Genomic DNA, 13,716 nt, shown 5'->3' with positions numbered 1-13,716 from the left:
GCCGTCCTCTCAGCGGCCTCAGCGGCGTCAGCGGCGTCAGCGCCGCCGCGCCGGCCGGAGCACCGGCCGCCGGACGGCCCGCGGAGGCCGCCCCGCCCGCGCCGGAATCCAGCCACCGGCAGCACCGGCACCACCGGCACCACCGCGCCCCCCGCCCGCGCCCCCGCGCCCGTACGGAGCGGTGATCTCCGCCCAGCGCGCCGCCTGTTCCGGTGTGAGGGCGCCCCGCAGCGCCGCCAGCTTCAGCAGGTTGGCCTCCGTGCCCGTCGCGAGGGCCTGCGCCTCCGCCCGGTAGTGGTCGTCGACCACCGCGGCCGCCTCGGCCCCGTTCATGGCGGGCGACAGCCGCGCCGCGATCCGGTTCATGTTCCGGTACGAGCCCTGGAGCCGGAACGGCGGCTCCGTCCGGTCCGCGTCGTCCTGCGCCGCCGACGCGATGTACGCGGCGTTCACGGCGAGCACCGTGGCCCGCGCCGCCGTCAGATGGCCGAGCAGCGCCGTGATCTCCTCCACCTCCGCCGGGGCGTACGGGTGCGACAGCCGGTCCGCGCGCGCCTCCGCATCGCCCTCGGCCAGCCGCAGGAGGAGGGCGAGGTCGGCGCGGTCCCGCCCGGCGAGCGGCGCCAGCACCGGATGCGACGTCAGGGCGTTCTCGACGAAGCTGAACGCGAAGGCCTCCTCCCGCCCGGTCAGGACGTCTCCCAGGTTCCACACGTCGGCCCGGTTGGCGAGCATGTCGGGAATCCGGAACCGGTCCCCGGACTGCGTGTACGGGTTCCCGGCCATGCACACCGCGAAGCGCTTGCCGCGCAGGTCGCGGCCGTTCAGCGTGCGCGTCGCGTCGCACAGCGGGATGAACTGCTGGAGCAGCTCCGCGGACGTGTGCTGGATGTCGTCCAGGTACAGCAGCACGTTGTTGCCGGCCTCCAGCGCGAACGCCACCTTCTCCAGCTCCCGCCGGGCCGCCGCGTCCGGCGCCGCCTCCGGGTCGAGGGAGGTGGTGGCGGGCCCGAGCGCCGGCCCGTCCACCTTCACCAGCAGCAGCCCGAGCCGCTGGGCGACGTACTCCACCAGGCTCGTCTTGCCGTAGCCGGGCGGCGACAGGAGCAGCAGCAGGCCGTGCGTGTCGGTGCGCCGCGCGTCGCCGGCCGCGCCGAGCTGCTTGGCCAGGCTGTCGCCGACGAGCGGCAGGTACACCTCGTCGATCAGCCGGTTGCGGACGAACGACGGCATCGGCCGCGGCCGGTACGCGTCGATCCGCAGCCGCTCCCGCTCGGCCGCCAGCAGCCCGGCCCGCTGCCGCTGGTGCGCCCGGAAGCCGGGGACGTCCGCGGCCGCGAACTCTGCTGTACGGGTGAGGAACTCCGCCAGCTGCAGCGGCAGCGCACGGTCCCGCACCCGGGCGTGCGTGCCGAGCAGCCCGGTCACGGTGGCCGCCGTGGCACCCTCCACCGGATAGCGGGGCAGCGCCGCGCACAGCTCGGCGGCGGCCGCCTCCTCCACCGTCCCCGGATCCGCGTCGTACCCGGTCGCGGCCGCGAAAGCGCCGAGCCAGCCCACCACGAGCTGCCGCCGCTCGGCCAGCCCCGACAGGACCGCCAGGTCCTCGTCGTACGGCGCGGCCCCGCCGCCGCCCGCACCGGCGCCCCCGCCGCCCGCGCTGCGGCGGAACGCGTCCAGCAGCCCCCGGGCCGCCGCCGACAGGGCGAAACCCTCGGGCCCGCAGGTCAGCTCCTCCAGCAGGTACGCGGCCGCCCGCGCCGGATCGGCCCCGAGCGCCCCTGCCGCCCCGAACGACCCGATCGCTCGGGCGAGTTCGTCCTGGAGTTCCCGCAGCGCCGGCGCCGCCCCGAACAGGTCCCGGGCCCGGCCGAGCGAGACCGCCCGCCGGCCCAGCGCGTCCCGCTCCCCGCGGCCCGGCCCGTGCGCCCAGAACAGCGCGGCCGCGGCCCGCTCCCGGGCCGGGTGCCGCAGCAGCCCGGCCTCCCGGCGCAGCCGCAGCAGCACCCGCAGGATGGCGGCGGCGTCGTGGTCGTGGACCCCCCGCTCGTACCCCTCGTCGTAGGCCTCCTCGGCCGCCCGCCGCACCAGTGCGTCGAGCCCTTCCCCGGCGGCGGCCAGCGCCTCCGGGCCGTGCCCGGACAGCACCCGCGCGGCCAGGTACTCGGCCCGGTACACCTGCGCCGACTCCGACGGCAGCACCCGGTCCCAGTACGGCCGGCTCTCCTCGAATCCCGGATCCGCAACCGGCCGGCGGTAGTCGGTGCCGGTCAGCGCGTACGCCAGGCCGTCCCCGTACGGCACCAGCGTCAGCTCGGCGGTCTGCCGGGTCACCGCGAACCGGTGCCGGCCCAGCCGAACCGTCCCGCCCCCGTCCGCGTACAGCTCGGCGCGATCCCGCAGCGCCCGGCCCGCCTCCTGCCGGGCAGCGGCCAGGCGCCCCGTCAGCTCCTCCGCCCGCACGGAGTCGCCGAGCGCCCGCAGCCGATCCACGGTCCGGCGCACCCCGGCCACCACCGGGTCCGAGCTGAAGTAGGTGTTCACCGCGTCGTCGTCGCCGAGCGTGCAGGCCCGGCGGACCACCGTCTCCAACACCCTCTGCGCCGACGCGGCGAGGGACTCCGCTCGCCGGGCGCCCGCGTCCTGGAGGCTCTGCCGGCGTGCGGAGAACGCGTCCTGCACCTCCGCGCGCTTCTCTGCGAGCCGCGCGGTGAACTCCTCGTTCTCGGCGAAGCGGGCCTCCAGGTTCTCCCACTGCACCAGCAGCCGGGCCAGCTGCGCATCGCACTCCTCGGGCGTGCCGGCCGCGGCCAGCGCACCCGTCGCCAACTGCCCCAGCAGCGCGAACTCCGCCGCGAACTCCGCGCCGCTCTCCTCGTGCAGGAGCTCCCGCCTGCGCGTCTCCAGCCTGGCCCGGGCCTGGTTCAGCGCCCCCAGCACCTCACCGATCCGCTCCAGGACGCCCGCGCGCCCCGCAGGGTCGCCCGCCTCCAACCCCGAGGCGACCTCGGTCAGCTCCTGCAGCCCGAGGACGCGGCCCTCCACCTCCCGGCGCAGCGGCTCGGCCTCGGCGGCCGTGGTGATCGCCTCCGCCGCGTCGCCGAGCCGGCGGGCCTCCGCGGCGTAGCCGTCGAACGCGTCCGCCCGCCGGAGGAAGGCCATGGCGCGCTCGGCGGTGGAGCCGATGGCCGAGGCCACCTCCGCGGCCAGCGCCTCCACGGCGCCCGTGTCCGCGTACCGCATCCCGGTGAGCGTGACCAGGTGCCCCTGCGCCCGGCGCAGCTCGGTGATGCGCGCGATCCACTCCTCCGCCCCGGCCGGCGCCTCCCCGCGGATCCGGCGCAGCAGCCCCGCGACGGTCCGGCCCGCCTCGGCCAGCGCGTCGGCGGCCTGCGCGGTGAGCGCCCGTACCGCCTCGAACTCCGCCAGCACCTGCTCCGCCGTCGCCCGTACGGCCGCCAGTGCGGCGTGCAGGTCCACCGCGCCCGGCGCCGCGTCGGCGAGTTCCGCGAGCCACGGGAACCGGTCGCCGGCGCGGACGCAGTCCGCGAGCAGCGACTCGTACAGCGCCTGCGTCGCCGCGGAGGCGTCCGTCTCCCCGGCGGCCGCGGCCCGGCGGGCGACGGCCGTGGTGTCGGCGACGGCACGCACCAGGTCCGGGTTCCCGATCCGGGCGAGCGGCCCCTCCGCCGCGGACCCCCCGTGGGTGTCGGACGTGAAGGGCGTGCTCCACTCCTGCACGGCATGGGACCGCGCCGCGCGCCCGTCCCCCGGCCGCAGCACCACCAGCGTGCCGTCCTCGAACCGGGCCAGCCCGTCGCACGGCAGCGGCGCCGAGACCTCCTGCCGGATCAGGCTGTAGGGGAGCAGCAGCCGGCGGTTCCCCGCCCGCTCCTGGAAGACGAACAGCACGTCCTCGCCGTTGGGGGAGGCCACCGAGTGGTCGAACTCCAGGCCGGCGGTGTCCGTGTCGAACGTCCTGACCGTGCCGTCGGCCAGGCAGTAGCCGCCCGGGAAGACGATGCCCCCGTCGTCCGGGAGCCGGCGGCAGGACAGCCCGATGCCGTCCAGCCGGACCACCGTCCCGGTCACCGCGTTGAAGACGAGGTGGCGCCGCGTCTCCTCCTTGTACGGCAGCACCCGCAGCAGCGTCAGCGGCCCGACGACCGCGTACGCGATCTCGGCGTCCGCGAGGGACTGGAGGGACTCGTCCACCGGCTCGCGGTGCACGAGCCCGGCACCGGTCTCCGTGTCGTCCTCCGTCCTGATGCTCAGCGCCCCGCCGACCGTGGAGACGTACAGCCGCCCGTCGACCGCCGCGTGCGGGTGCCGGCCCGGTACGTGGTCGTCCCGGGTCACCTCCCGCCACCGCACGTCGTGGGCCGCGGGGAAGACGTGGTCGCGCTCGCCCCGCCCGTCCAGGAAGCGCACCGTGCCGGCCGGGCCGGCCTGCCAGCGCAGGACGCGGATGTCCTCGGCCTGCTCGCCGGTCCGGAAGACGGCGAGGAGGGTGTCGTCGACCATGCGGAGCCGCTGGAGGCGGGCCCCGTGGTAGTAGCGGTGCAGCTCGTCGAACTCCCGCCGGAAGGCGGGGTCGTCGAGGAGCCCGGGCACGGCGTCCTCGGGCAGCGGCTCCAGGTTCCGGTCGTACAGCGCCAGCACGTCCCGTACGGACGTCCCGCCGCCCCGCGCGGCGGTGCCCCGGTAGCCGAACAGCAGGCGGTCGCCGACGGCCACCAGGTCCGCCGCGATCCGGGCGTCCTCCGTGCGCAGGTGCCCGGAGCCGGCGAGCGCGACCCCGGCCGAGCCGAACGCCGCGATGCGGGCCGCGTTCAGGGCCTCGGCGCCGCGGGCCAGCTCGCCGGCCTGGGCGGCGAGCCGCCCGCGCAGCACCTCGTACGTCCCCGTGTCGGCGCCCGTGGCCGTGTCCCTGCCCGTGGTCATGCGTGCTGCTCCTTCGCGTACGAGATCGTGAGGGGCCGTGGAGCCGCCGCCCCCTCCGCGGCGGCTCCACGGCCGTCGACCGCACCCCCGTGGCGGTCAGTCTCGGGCGGCGCCGTTCACTCCGGCCACCGCGGTCTTCCCGGCGAGCTCGCTCACCGGCAGGTCGGCCAGGCCCAGCTCCCTGACCTTGGCCATCAGCGCGTCCAACTGCCCCGAGCCGGCCGGCATGAGCTTCGCCAGCAGGGCCGAGACGGTCAGGTCGCGGACGTCCGCGGCGGACGTGTTCGCCACCGCGCGGGTGAGGTCGTCGGTGAAGGACCCCGAGCCGTCGAGCCAGGAGGCGGCCAGTGCCTGCGCCGTCCGCGAGTTCTCCATGAACCCGTCGACCGCCCGGCCCATCGACACCGCGCCCACGATCCGGTCGAAGAAGGCGGACTCCCCGCCGACGATGCTGATGTCGGCGCCCTCCAGCCCCGTCGCGAGGACCGAGGCCTGCGCCTCCGCCACCTGCCGCTGCGCGTCCAGCCCGGCCAGCCGGATCTCCTTCTCCGCCTCCAGCCGCAGCCTGTACTCCTCGTGCGTCCGGGACGCCTCGTCCAGGGCGGCCATCGCCGCCGCCTTCTCGGTCAGGCCCGCGGCCTCGGCCTTCAGCTTCTCGCCGACGCCCGCGGCCTGCGCCAGCGCCAGCTCGCGGGCGCCCTCCGCCTCGGCCCGCAGCCGCGCCGCCGTCACCTCGGCCTCGGCACGGCCGGCCTTCTCGATGACCTCGGCCTCCTTCTCCCGTATGGCCACCCCGGCCAGGCCCGCGGCGGCCGCCTCGGCCTGGATCCCCTCGGCCAGGCGGATCTTGGAGCGTGCATCCAAGTCGGCCGCCTTGCTGCGGGCCTCGGCCAGCGTGAGCTCCTCCGCGGCCCGGTGCACGGCCGCCTGCTCCGCCGCCTCGGCGGCCTTGATGTCCTTGACCAGCCGCTCCTGCGCCTCGGCCTCCGCGGCGATGACGATCGCCTGCCGGGTGCGCTCGGCCTCCTCGACGGCCCGCAGCCGCTTGATGGACTCCTCCTGCTCCGCGACCGTGCGGTCCACGGCGATGCGCTCGCGGACGACCTCCGCGATGTCCCGCCGCTCGTTCTCGACCTCCTTGTCGGCGGCGATCCGCGTCAGCTCCGTCTCCCGCTCCCGCGCGATGACCTCCAGCAGGCGGTCCTTCTCGATGCGCTCGTTCTCCACCGCGATGACCCGCTCGCGGTTCTTCGCGGCGACCGCCACCTCGCGGGCCTGGTTCTCCCGCTGGATGCCGAGCTGCTCCTCCGTCTTGAGGAACGCGCTCTGCGCCCGCAGCCGCTCCTCCTCCACCACCCGCGCCGTCTCGGCCTCCTCCCGGGCCCGCGCCGTCTCCACCTCGCGCCGCTGCCGGATCTCGGCATCGGCCTGCCGGCGCTCCAGTTCGAGGATGGCCTCGCGGGCGTCGACGTTCTGGCGGGTGATCTCCTTCTGCTCGTTCTGCCGGAACTCGTTGGTGCGGATGTTCTCGATGGCGGTCAGCTCGGTGATCTTGCGGATGCCCTGCGCGTCCAGGATGTTCCCGGCGTCCAGCTGGCCGACGGGCGTCTGCTCCAGGTAGTCGATCGCCGCGTCCTCCAGGCTGTAGCCGTTGAGGTCGATGCCGATGATCTCGATGATCTGGAAGCGCAGCTCGTCGCGCTTGGTGTACAGGTCCGCGAAGTCCATCTGCTTGCCGACCGTCTTCAGCGCCTCGGAGAACTTGGCGTTGAACAGCTCCTGCATGGTCGCCTTGTCGCTGGCCCGCGCCGTGCCGATGGCCTGCGCCACCCTGATGACGTCCTCCACCGTCTTGTTGACCCGGATGAAGAACGTGATCCGGATGTCGGCCCGGATGTTGTCCCGGCAGATCAGGCCGTCGCGGCCGGTGCGGGAGATCTCGATGGCCTTCACCGAGATGTCCATGACCTCGGCCTTGTGCAGCACCGGCAGCACGACCTGGCCCGTGAAGGTGACGTCGACCTTCCGCATCTTCGAGACGATCAGGGCCTTGCCCTGCTCGACCTTCCGGAACAGCCGGGACAGCACGACCACCACGACGATCGCGACAGCCAGGACGCTGAGCAGCAACAGGCCGAGGCCCGTCGTGACGACATCCATGAGTCAACCCCCTCCACATCATTTGCCGGGCGGCTCACCCGAACCGCACCACGAACCGGACGACGCCGACTCGTCGCGAACGACAGGAGGAGCCCCCGAAGGCAGCGGTCCCGAGCGCGGGCGCACGTCTGTCGCACCCCGGGGCCCGACACCCCTGCGGCGTTCGCGGTGTCCATCCTGTTCCGTGGGGCGGCATCCGCACATTGCCGAACTCCGGCAGTCTTCACACGTTTTTAACGCGCGGTCGCCGTGAGCAGCCAGGCGGTACTGCGCAGCCGCAGCCCGCTGCCGCCTTCACGGGGGCGGAGCGTGTCGGTCAAGCGCCTGCGGGCCTCGGCGGCCGCGCCGGGCGCGGACCGGGCGAGGAGGTGGCGTACGGGCCCGGACTCCAGCAGGAGGCCGACTGCGTGCGCTGCGTCGTCGCCCCAGGTGCCGTGGGCGGTCACGTGCTTGGCGCGTACATCCTCCCAACCCGCCCGCTCCAGCAGCGCCGCGGCCGCGCCGGGCGCGGAGAGGGAGAACATGCCGGGCCCGCCGGGCTCGCCGAAGCCGTCCAGCGGCAGGAGGTCCGCGAGGGCGGCCAGGGCGGTCAGCCACTCGTTGCCCTCGGGTTCGGCGGCACACAGCAGGGCGGCGCGGCCGCCCGGGCGCAGTGCGGCGGCGATGTTGCCGAAGGCGGCGACGGGATCGGCGAAGTACATGACGCCGAAACGGCTGATCACCAGGTCGAAGGCGCCGCGGGGGAGGGGGTGGACCTGCGCGTCCCCCTGCTCGAAGCGGGCGTTGGCGATGTCCTCGCTCGCGGCGGCTGCCCGGGCCTGCTCCAGCATCGGGCCGGAGAGGTCCAGGCCGAGGGCGCTGCCGCGGGGCGCCGCGGCCCGGGCGGCCAGGCGCGTCGTGGCCCCGGCACCGCAGCCGACGTCGAGGACGCGGTCGCCGGGCGCGATGGCCGCGGCGTCGAACAGGGGCTGGTTGAAGCCGGCGTTGACGGCGTCCCACCGGTCCCGGCGGGCAGCCCAGTGGCTGCCCTCGTAGCCGTTCCAGGCGCGGTACTGGGCGGTGTTCGCGGTGCTGTTCATGGGGTGGACCTCCCGGTGCGCAGACGTGTGCGAAGCCCTAGTATGGGCATACGCCCAAACAGTATGGGCGTATGCCCATACTGGGCAATACCCTTCTCCACCGGAGGACGTGATGTCACCACGCGGGGTCGCCATCCCCGATCTGCGCGCCCGGCTCTTCGACGCGGCCGAACGAGTCCTGGCCCGCGACGGAGCCGCCGCCCTGACGAGCCGGGCGGTCACCGCCGAGGCCGGCTGCGCGAAGGGCGTGCTGCACACGCACTTCGCCGGGCTGGACGAGTTCGTGGCCGAGCTGGTGCTGGACCGCTTCGCCCGCACCGCCGAACTGGCCGCCGCCCTGCCCGCGAAGGCGGGCGGCGGCACACCCGCCGGCAACCTGGCCGACGTGGCCTCGGCGGTACTGGCCCTCGACCCCGGAGTCGTCGGCTTGGCGGTGACCCGCCCGGCGGCGGCCCTCCGGGTCCGCGAGGCATGGGCGGCAGGCGCACCCGGCTTCAACGCGATCCAGGCGTCGGTGGAGGCCTACCTGAACGCCGAACGCACCCTGGGCCGCGTCCCCGCCGGCCTGGACACGGCCTCCGCGGCCCTGGCCCTGGTGGGCACCCTGCACCACCTCCTGATGACCGGCCATCCCACCGCCCCGCCCCCGCAGACCCGGGTGAAACCCCTGATCCACACCCTCCTGGGCACCACCTGACCACCCCGCTCCCCGACGGCCGCCGCCCCGCAACCACCGCGCCCCACCGGAGTGGAGGCCGGCACCCCGTGCGCGGAGGCGGTGAGGGCGTGGGTGTTCTCAGCGGCACCAGCGGCCCCGGTGTCCGTATCAGCGCCGTCTCGGAGCAGGGCGTCCTGCGCACCCCGGGCGACCGGCCGGGCCTGACCGCTCTCGCCGACGACGGCCGGCCGATCGAGAACGGCTCGCAGCCTCAGTACGCCCCGAAGGACCAGAAGACCCCGACCTCGTCGTCCGACACCGAGATCAACCCCAGCTCCTCGAACAGGTCGATGCCGTTGAGGTACTCGCCGGTGGTGAACCGGTGCGCCCTCGTGCCCTGAAGGCCGGCCCGGACGAAGTCCCGCCCGGGGTCCGCGGCCGCGTCCAGGGCGTTCGTCCAGAACCGGGCATCCGGGCCGTAGCGGTCCAGCAGGACACGCGCGTCGGCGAGCAGGGCGTCGCGCTCCGGCCGGTCGCGTACCGGCCGGTCGTCGCGCCACTCCTCCGCCATGACCGCGAGCGCCGTGACGGCCGCCCCGCGCTCCAGCTCGTGCAGCCGGTCCCGGAACCCGGCGGCGGGCGGGGGCGCGAAAGGGTACGCCGGTACGACGGCGCGGGCACCGTTCGCACGGTCGCCGTCGATCCGCAGCCAGCCGCGGGGGTCCTCCACCTCACGGTGCATCAGGGCGAGCACGTCCTCGGCCCAGTCCCCGTGCCGGCGCGGACCCGTGGCGAGGAACACGTACGGGTCGTCCAGCAGGCGCAGAGCCGCCGCGTTCCAGGGGCTGCGGCGCCGCCGCAACTCCCTCAGGGTGGTGCCGACGCTCAGGGCGAACGCATGGGCCGGCGACCGCGGAACGCGGGCCAGCTCCCCGTACGCCCACCGCAGCAGCTCCGCGGCCGCACCCTCTCCCGCGACCGCGGCCGCGACAGGCTGCGGCGGTGCACCGGGTACCACGGCCCGGTTCCCGCGCCCGAGTTCCACGGCCGCCCGCCACAGGTCCTCCAGGTGGGCGTCGAGGAGGTCGAGGGCAGCGCGCTGGTCGTCCGACGTGCTCATGAGCCGACCCTAGGGCCTGTATTGAGTTGCCCCGTGGAGCAAGGAGCGGCGTTCGGTGCGTGCCCTCGGTGTGCGGGACGAATGTCCTCGTAGCGGAGCTACTAGGACATTCGGCTCGTGCGCCGAGGGTGCGTGCCGGGCGTCGCGACGCCGCGGGGCAACTCAATACAGGCCCTAGGGGCCTGGCCGGCCTGGCACGGACCCGAGAGGTGTCAGCTTCGGACCACGCAGCGAGGGGCGCCGCCCGCGCGACCTGCGCGGGCGGCGCCCCTCCGCCGGGAAAGGCCTCAGCAGGGGCCCCCGATCACGTACGCGGTTCCCAGCGGAACCGGCGGGCCGCGACCCACGCGAACAGCGCCGTCCAGACGGCCGCGGTCACGACGCGGACGACCGACTCGCCGAGGCCCAGCTCACCGGTCCAGCCCGACCGGAACAGGTCGACCGTCGGGGACAGCGGCGCCCACATCAGCACGTCGCCCAGCTGCTCCGGCAGCACCTCGCGCGGGATGTAGATCCCGGAGACCATCGGCAGCACGAAGATCGCGGGCAGCGTCGCGACCATGACGGACTCGGCGGTCCGGCACAGCGCGGCCGTCGCCGCGGCCATCGCCATCATCAGCACGATCCCCGTGACCAGCCCCGCGGCCGCGGCCAGCGGCTGCCGCGGGAGCGCACCGAACATGACGGACAGCGCCACGGCCACCACGGCGATCTGCACCACGGCGACGGCGACGTACATGGAGGCGCCGCCGGCGAGGATCACCGCGTCCGAGGCCTCGCCCGTGCGGAGCCGCTTCAGTACGAGCTCCTCCCGGCGCGCCACGTACAGTCCGGTCACCGACGAGTAGAGCGAGAAGATCAGCAGGACGCCGGCGGCCGTGGACACCATGAGCGGTCCCGGGTTGAGGCCGTGGCTCGCCAGGTCCATCTGCTCCTGCACGTACCGCATCGAGAACAGGATCATCAGGGGGACGAACACGACGAAGACGTAGTTCGCCTTGACCCTGTTGAACAGCGTCCACTCGATGCGGAACAGGGTCTTCATGTGCCGGATGGCAGGGCTGTTCATGCCTTCTCCTGCGGTTCTGCTGCGTCGTCCGCTGCTGCGTCGTCGTTGCCGTCGCCGGCGTCGATGGCGTCGGCGTGGTCGTCGTGGTCGTCGGTCACGCGGGCGATGGAGATGAACGCCTCCTCCAAGGAGGCCGGCCGTGCCGTGAACCGGTCCAGCTCCACGCCGTGGTCCTCGGCCCAGGCCAGGATCCGGGCGGCGTCCTTCTGCAGCTGCCCTGTCGTGACGGTGATGCGGCCGCCCTGCTCCTCGACCGTCCCGCCGACCGGCAGGTCCTGCGCGCTCCACTGTCCCGACAGACGGAACGACAGCGTCGCGGGATGGCCGGAAACGATCTCCGAGACCGTTCCGGACGCCGCGATGCGCCCCCGGTGCATGATCGCCAGCTCGTCGGCCAGCGACTCCGCCTCCTCCAGGTAGTGCGTGGTCAGCAGGATCGTCGAACCCTGCTCCCGCAGCTCCTTGACCAGCCGCCAGGTCGCATGCCGGCCCTCGGCGTCCATGCCTGCGGTCGGTTCGTCGAGGAACAGCACCTCCGGGCTGCCGAGGGTGGCGATGGCCAGGTCCAGCCGCCGCTTCTCCCCGCCCGACAGGTTCTTGACGAGCACGTCCGCCCGATGCGACAACCCGGCGAGTTCCAACGCCTGCGCGACCGGGCGCGGCCGCGAGGTCAGGCCGGCCCACATCCCGATGCTCTCCCGCGCCGTCAGGTGCGCGGTGAAGCCGCCCTCCTGGAGCATCACACCGGTGCGGGGACGGATGCGCGCCCGGTCGGCGACCGGGTCGAGATCCCCGAACAGGCGTATGCGGCCGCGGTGCGGGGCGGCGAGGCCCTCCAGCATCTCGACGGTGGAGGTCTTGCCGGCGCCGTTGGTTCCCAGCAGGGCGAACAAGGAGCCGGGTCTCACGGTGAAGCTGACACCGCGCACGGCCATGAAAGCGCTTTTGCCGCGTCCGTAGCGACGCCAAACGTCATGGGCATGGATGTGGCTGGATTCCGATGCTGCCATGGGGCCTTCCTCAAAGTGGGCGCGCCGGTGGCGATCCTCAAATCTTCCTCAGGCTCTTACCTGTGCTGACCCAAGATTGAACCATGTATGTCTAAAGTGATCTTGCCGTAGAGCGTCTGACCAACGCTCGAACGCCGCAGACGAAAAGCCGCTGTTGACTTCACTGTGGGCAGCGGTCAAGGGGGAGAACTGCTGTGCCCGACTATGCCATTGCCCTGAGCCGCCCTGAGTTGGACGCATTGCTGCGTGACGTAATACCGCTGCTCCGGCGGCAGGCGTCGCGACTGCTCGGCGAGGATGCCGACGACGCCGTCCAGACCGCCTGCCTGAAGCTGCTGAAGGCTTCGGACGCCTGGCTCGCACACGCCAACCCGACCGCGTACGCGATGCGGGCGGTCACCACGGCGGCGTACGACCTGAGGAGACGCCAGTCCCAGGACATGCCCGTCGACGAAGTGCCCGACCGGCCGCAGGCCGGGGACGCCCTGGCCCTGCGCGAGGCGCGGTGGGAGGTCGCGCGCCTGCTGGCCGAGGTGCCGCGCAAGCAGGCGGCCGCCATCTTCCTCGTCGACGTGCAGGACTACACGATCGACGATGCCGCGGCCGTGCTCGGTGTCCACCGGGGCACCGTCTCCCGCGCCAGGCAGCACGGGCTCCAGGCCATGCGGAAGAAGGCCCTCTGCCGGGGAGTCCGCCGGGTCTCCTGACCTCCGCCGAAAAAGTTTCGGGGGCAGTCATACGAGCGGCGGCCCACGGCGGTTGAACAGATGGAAGGGCCGCGGGGGCAGGCTCGAAGGGCCGGACGTCCCCGCACTCGCGAGCGGGAGGCCCTGCCGATGCGCACGATCCACCCGCGCACGGAGGGAGTCCCATGTCTGAACAAGAACCCCGGAGTGCTCTCATGCTCTTGCACAAGGTGAACCAGAACGCCTCGCTCACCGGCTCGCTCTCGCAGCGGACCCTGGAGGGTGCTGTCTCGCCCGTCATGGCCACGCCGTCGCTGGTCTTCACCCCGTGTGCCGGCAAGGCGGCTGTCCTCGTCACCGCCGCGGCCGTCGGTTACGCCACCGCAAAGGTGAAGTAGCTCCACGGCTCCACGGCTCAACGGCTCAACGGCCCCACCGCCGCACCGGCGCATTACCGCGCACCGCGCGCCGCTTACCCGTCACCACCCGTTCGGCTATTCACTTCCGCCGTGCCCGAAAAGGGCCCGCCGGACGAGCCACGCGCACGGCGCCTTTCCCGTGTCCGTCCGCCGGCGCGCGCTGCGCACGCACGCGCCGTATTCCTGCGGCGGACGGGATGAACCCCTTTCCCGGGGGCGCCGACGGGAACACCCACACCCGCCCGCCCGACAGCGGGAGTTCTCCCGCGGGCCGAGGCCGAACAAGACTTCCCGCTGCCCGCTTTCAGGCAGACAGCGGGTTGATCCGCAATCCACAGAACACGCCAGTAAAGGAAAAGCACCGTGCTGATCCAGAAGGTCAACCTGAACCCCGCCGTCAACGGCGAGCTGCACGCCGGCTCGCCCGCGGGCGCCGCGGCCCCCGTCATGGCCACCCCGGCCATCATCGCCACCCCGGTCATCGCCAAGACGGCCGGCTACGTCGTCGGCGGTGCCGTCGTCACCGGTGCCGCCGCGGTGGCCTACAAGACCGCCACCGGCTGACCCGGTC

10 protein-coding genes are annotated in these 13,716 nt (G+C 73.8%); 4 read left to right on the top strand and 6 right to left on the bottom strand.

Translation table 11 applies throughout. The features are described 5' to 3' along the window. Positions 1 to 36: 36 nt before the first annotated feature. The 3 genes from C0216_RS31620 to C0216_RS31605 form a co-directional block, all read right to left on the bottom strand. Positions 37 to 4,944: a DNA repair ATPase gene (locus C0216_RS31620; RefSeq protein WP_114059210.1), complete on the bottom strand. Its 4,908-nt coding sequence runs from the start codon at positions 4,942 to 4,944 to the stop codon at positions 37 to 39. Between the two features lie 96 nt (positions 4,945 to 5,040). Beyond that, positions 5,041 to 7,104, bottom strand: coding sequence for a flotillin family protein (locus C0216_RS31615; protein ID WP_114059209.1), 2,064 nt, complete (start codon positions 7,102 to 7,104; stop codon positions 5,041 to 5,043). A gap of 233 nt (positions 7,105 to 7,337) precedes the next feature. Continuing rightward, positions 7,338 to 8,183 (bottom strand): class I SAM-dependent methyltransferase, encoded by an 846-nt coding sequence (locus tag C0216_RS31605; RefSeq protein ID WP_114059207.1) that lies wholly within the window; start codon positions 8,181 to 8,183, stop codon positions 7,338 to 7,340. 112 nt (positions 8,184 to 8,295) lie between these two features. Here C0216_RS31605 and C0216_RS31600 point away from each other — a divergent pair, with 112 nt between their 5' ends. Continuing rightward, positions 8,296 to 8,880: a TetR/AcrR family transcriptional regulator gene (locus tag C0216_RS31600; RefSeq protein ID WP_114059206.1), complete on the top strand. Its 585-nt coding sequence runs from the start codon at positions 8,296 to 8,298 to the stop codon at positions 8,878 to 8,880. A 232-nt stretch (positions 8,881 to 9,112) separates the two neighbouring features. Here C0216_RS31600 and C0216_RS31595 read toward each other — a convergent pair whose 3' ends face one another. From C0216_RS31595 to C0216_RS31585, 3 genes are all read right to left on the bottom strand, one after another. Continuing rightward, on the bottom strand, positions 9,113 to 9,961 hold the full coding sequence (locus C0216_RS31595) for a hypothetical protein (protein ID WP_114059205.1): 849 nt from the start codon (positions 9,959 to 9,961) through the stop codon (positions 9,113 to 9,115). A gap of 304 nt (positions 9,962 to 10,265) precedes the next feature. Continuing rightward, entirely contained in the window at positions 10,266 to 11,030 is a 765-nt protein-coding gene (locus tag C0216_RS31590; protein WP_114059204.1) for an ABC transporter permease, read from the bottom strand. Then, positions 11,027 to 12,040 (bottom strand): ABC transporter ATP-binding protein, encoded by a 1,014-nt coding sequence (locus C0216_RS31585; protein WP_114059203.1) that lies wholly within the window; start codon positions 12,038 to 12,040, stop codon positions 11,027 to 11,029. Before C0216_RS31585 ends, C0216_RS31590 begins: the two co-directional genes overlap by 4 nt. A gap of 239 nt (positions 12,041 to 12,279) precedes the next feature. Between C0216_RS31585 and C0216_RS31580 the strand changes: the two genes are divergently transcribed. The 3 genes from C0216_RS31580 to C0216_RS31570 all read left to right on the top strand — a co-directional run bounded on the left by C0216_RS31580 (position 12,280) and on the right by C0216_RS31570 (position 13,709). Then, a complete protein-coding gene (locus tag C0216_RS31580; RefSeq protein WP_162793363.1) occupies positions 12,280 to 12,747 on the top strand; it encodes an RNA polymerase sigma factor in 468 nt (155 codons plus the stop codon). Positions 12,748 to 12,941: 194 nt separating this feature from the next. Then, the gene (locus tag C0216_RS31575) at positions 12,942 to 13,124 is read left to right on the top strand and encodes a hypothetical protein (RefSeq protein WP_114059201.1); all 183 of its coding nucleotides are present in this window, start codon (positions 12,942 to 12,944) and stop codon (positions 13,122 to 13,124) included. 384 nt (positions 13,125 to 13,508) lie between these two features. Beyond that, the gene (locus C0216_RS31570) at positions 13,509 to 13,709 is read left to right on the top strand and encodes a hypothetical protein (protein ID WP_114059200.1); all 201 of its coding nucleotides are present in this window, start codon (positions 13,509 to 13,511) and stop codon (positions 13,707 to 13,709) included. Positions 13,710 to 13,716: the final 7 nt, after the last annotated feature.

The sequence above is a fragment of the Streptomyces globosus genome, from assembly GCF_003325375.1.
Taxonomy (GTDB): domain Bacteria; phylum Actinomycetota; class Actinomycetes; order Streptomycetales; family Streptomycetaceae; genus Streptomyces; species Streptomyces globosus_A.
The sequence above is the reverse complement of the archived record's forward strand: the minus strand, read 5'-3'. Positions and strand labels throughout refer to the sequence as shown.

What these genes read in the sequence shown, in the direction of transcription:
- C0216_RS31585 (WP_114059203.1), bottom strand. Translation starts at nt 12,040, where the DNA reads ATGGCAGCATCGGAATCCAGCCACATCCATGCCCATGACGTTTGGCGT.
- C0216_RS31615 (WP_114059209.1), bottom strand. Translation starts at nt 7,104, where the DNA reads ATGGATGTCGTCACGACGGGCCTCGGCCTGTTGCTGCTCAGCGTCCTG.
- C0216_RS31620 (WP_114059210.1), bottom strand. Translation starts at nt 4,944, where the DNA reads ATGACCACGGGCAGGGACACGGCCACGGGCGCCGACACGGGGACGTAC.
- C0216_RS31595 (WP_114059205.1), bottom strand. Translation starts at nt 9,961, where the DNA reads ATGAGCACGTCGGACGACCAGCGCGCTGCCCTCGACCTCCTCGACGCC.
- C0216_RS31600 (WP_114059206.1), top strand. Translation starts at nt 8,296, where the DNA reads ATGTCACCACGCGGGGTCGCCATCCCCGATCTGCGCGCCCGGCTCTTC.
- C0216_RS31605 (WP_114059207.1), bottom strand. Translation starts at nt 8,183, where the DNA reads ATGAACAGCACCGCGAACACCGCCCAGTACCGCGCCTGGAACGGCTAC.
- C0216_RS31590 (WP_114059204.1), bottom strand. Translation starts at nt 11,030, where the DNA reads ATGAACAGCCCTGCCATCCGGCACATGAAGACCCTGTTCCGCATCGAG.
- C0216_RS31575 (WP_114059201.1), top strand. Translation starts at nt 12,942, where the DNA reads ATGCTCTTGCACAAGGTGAACCAGAACGCCTCGCTCACCGGCTCGCTC.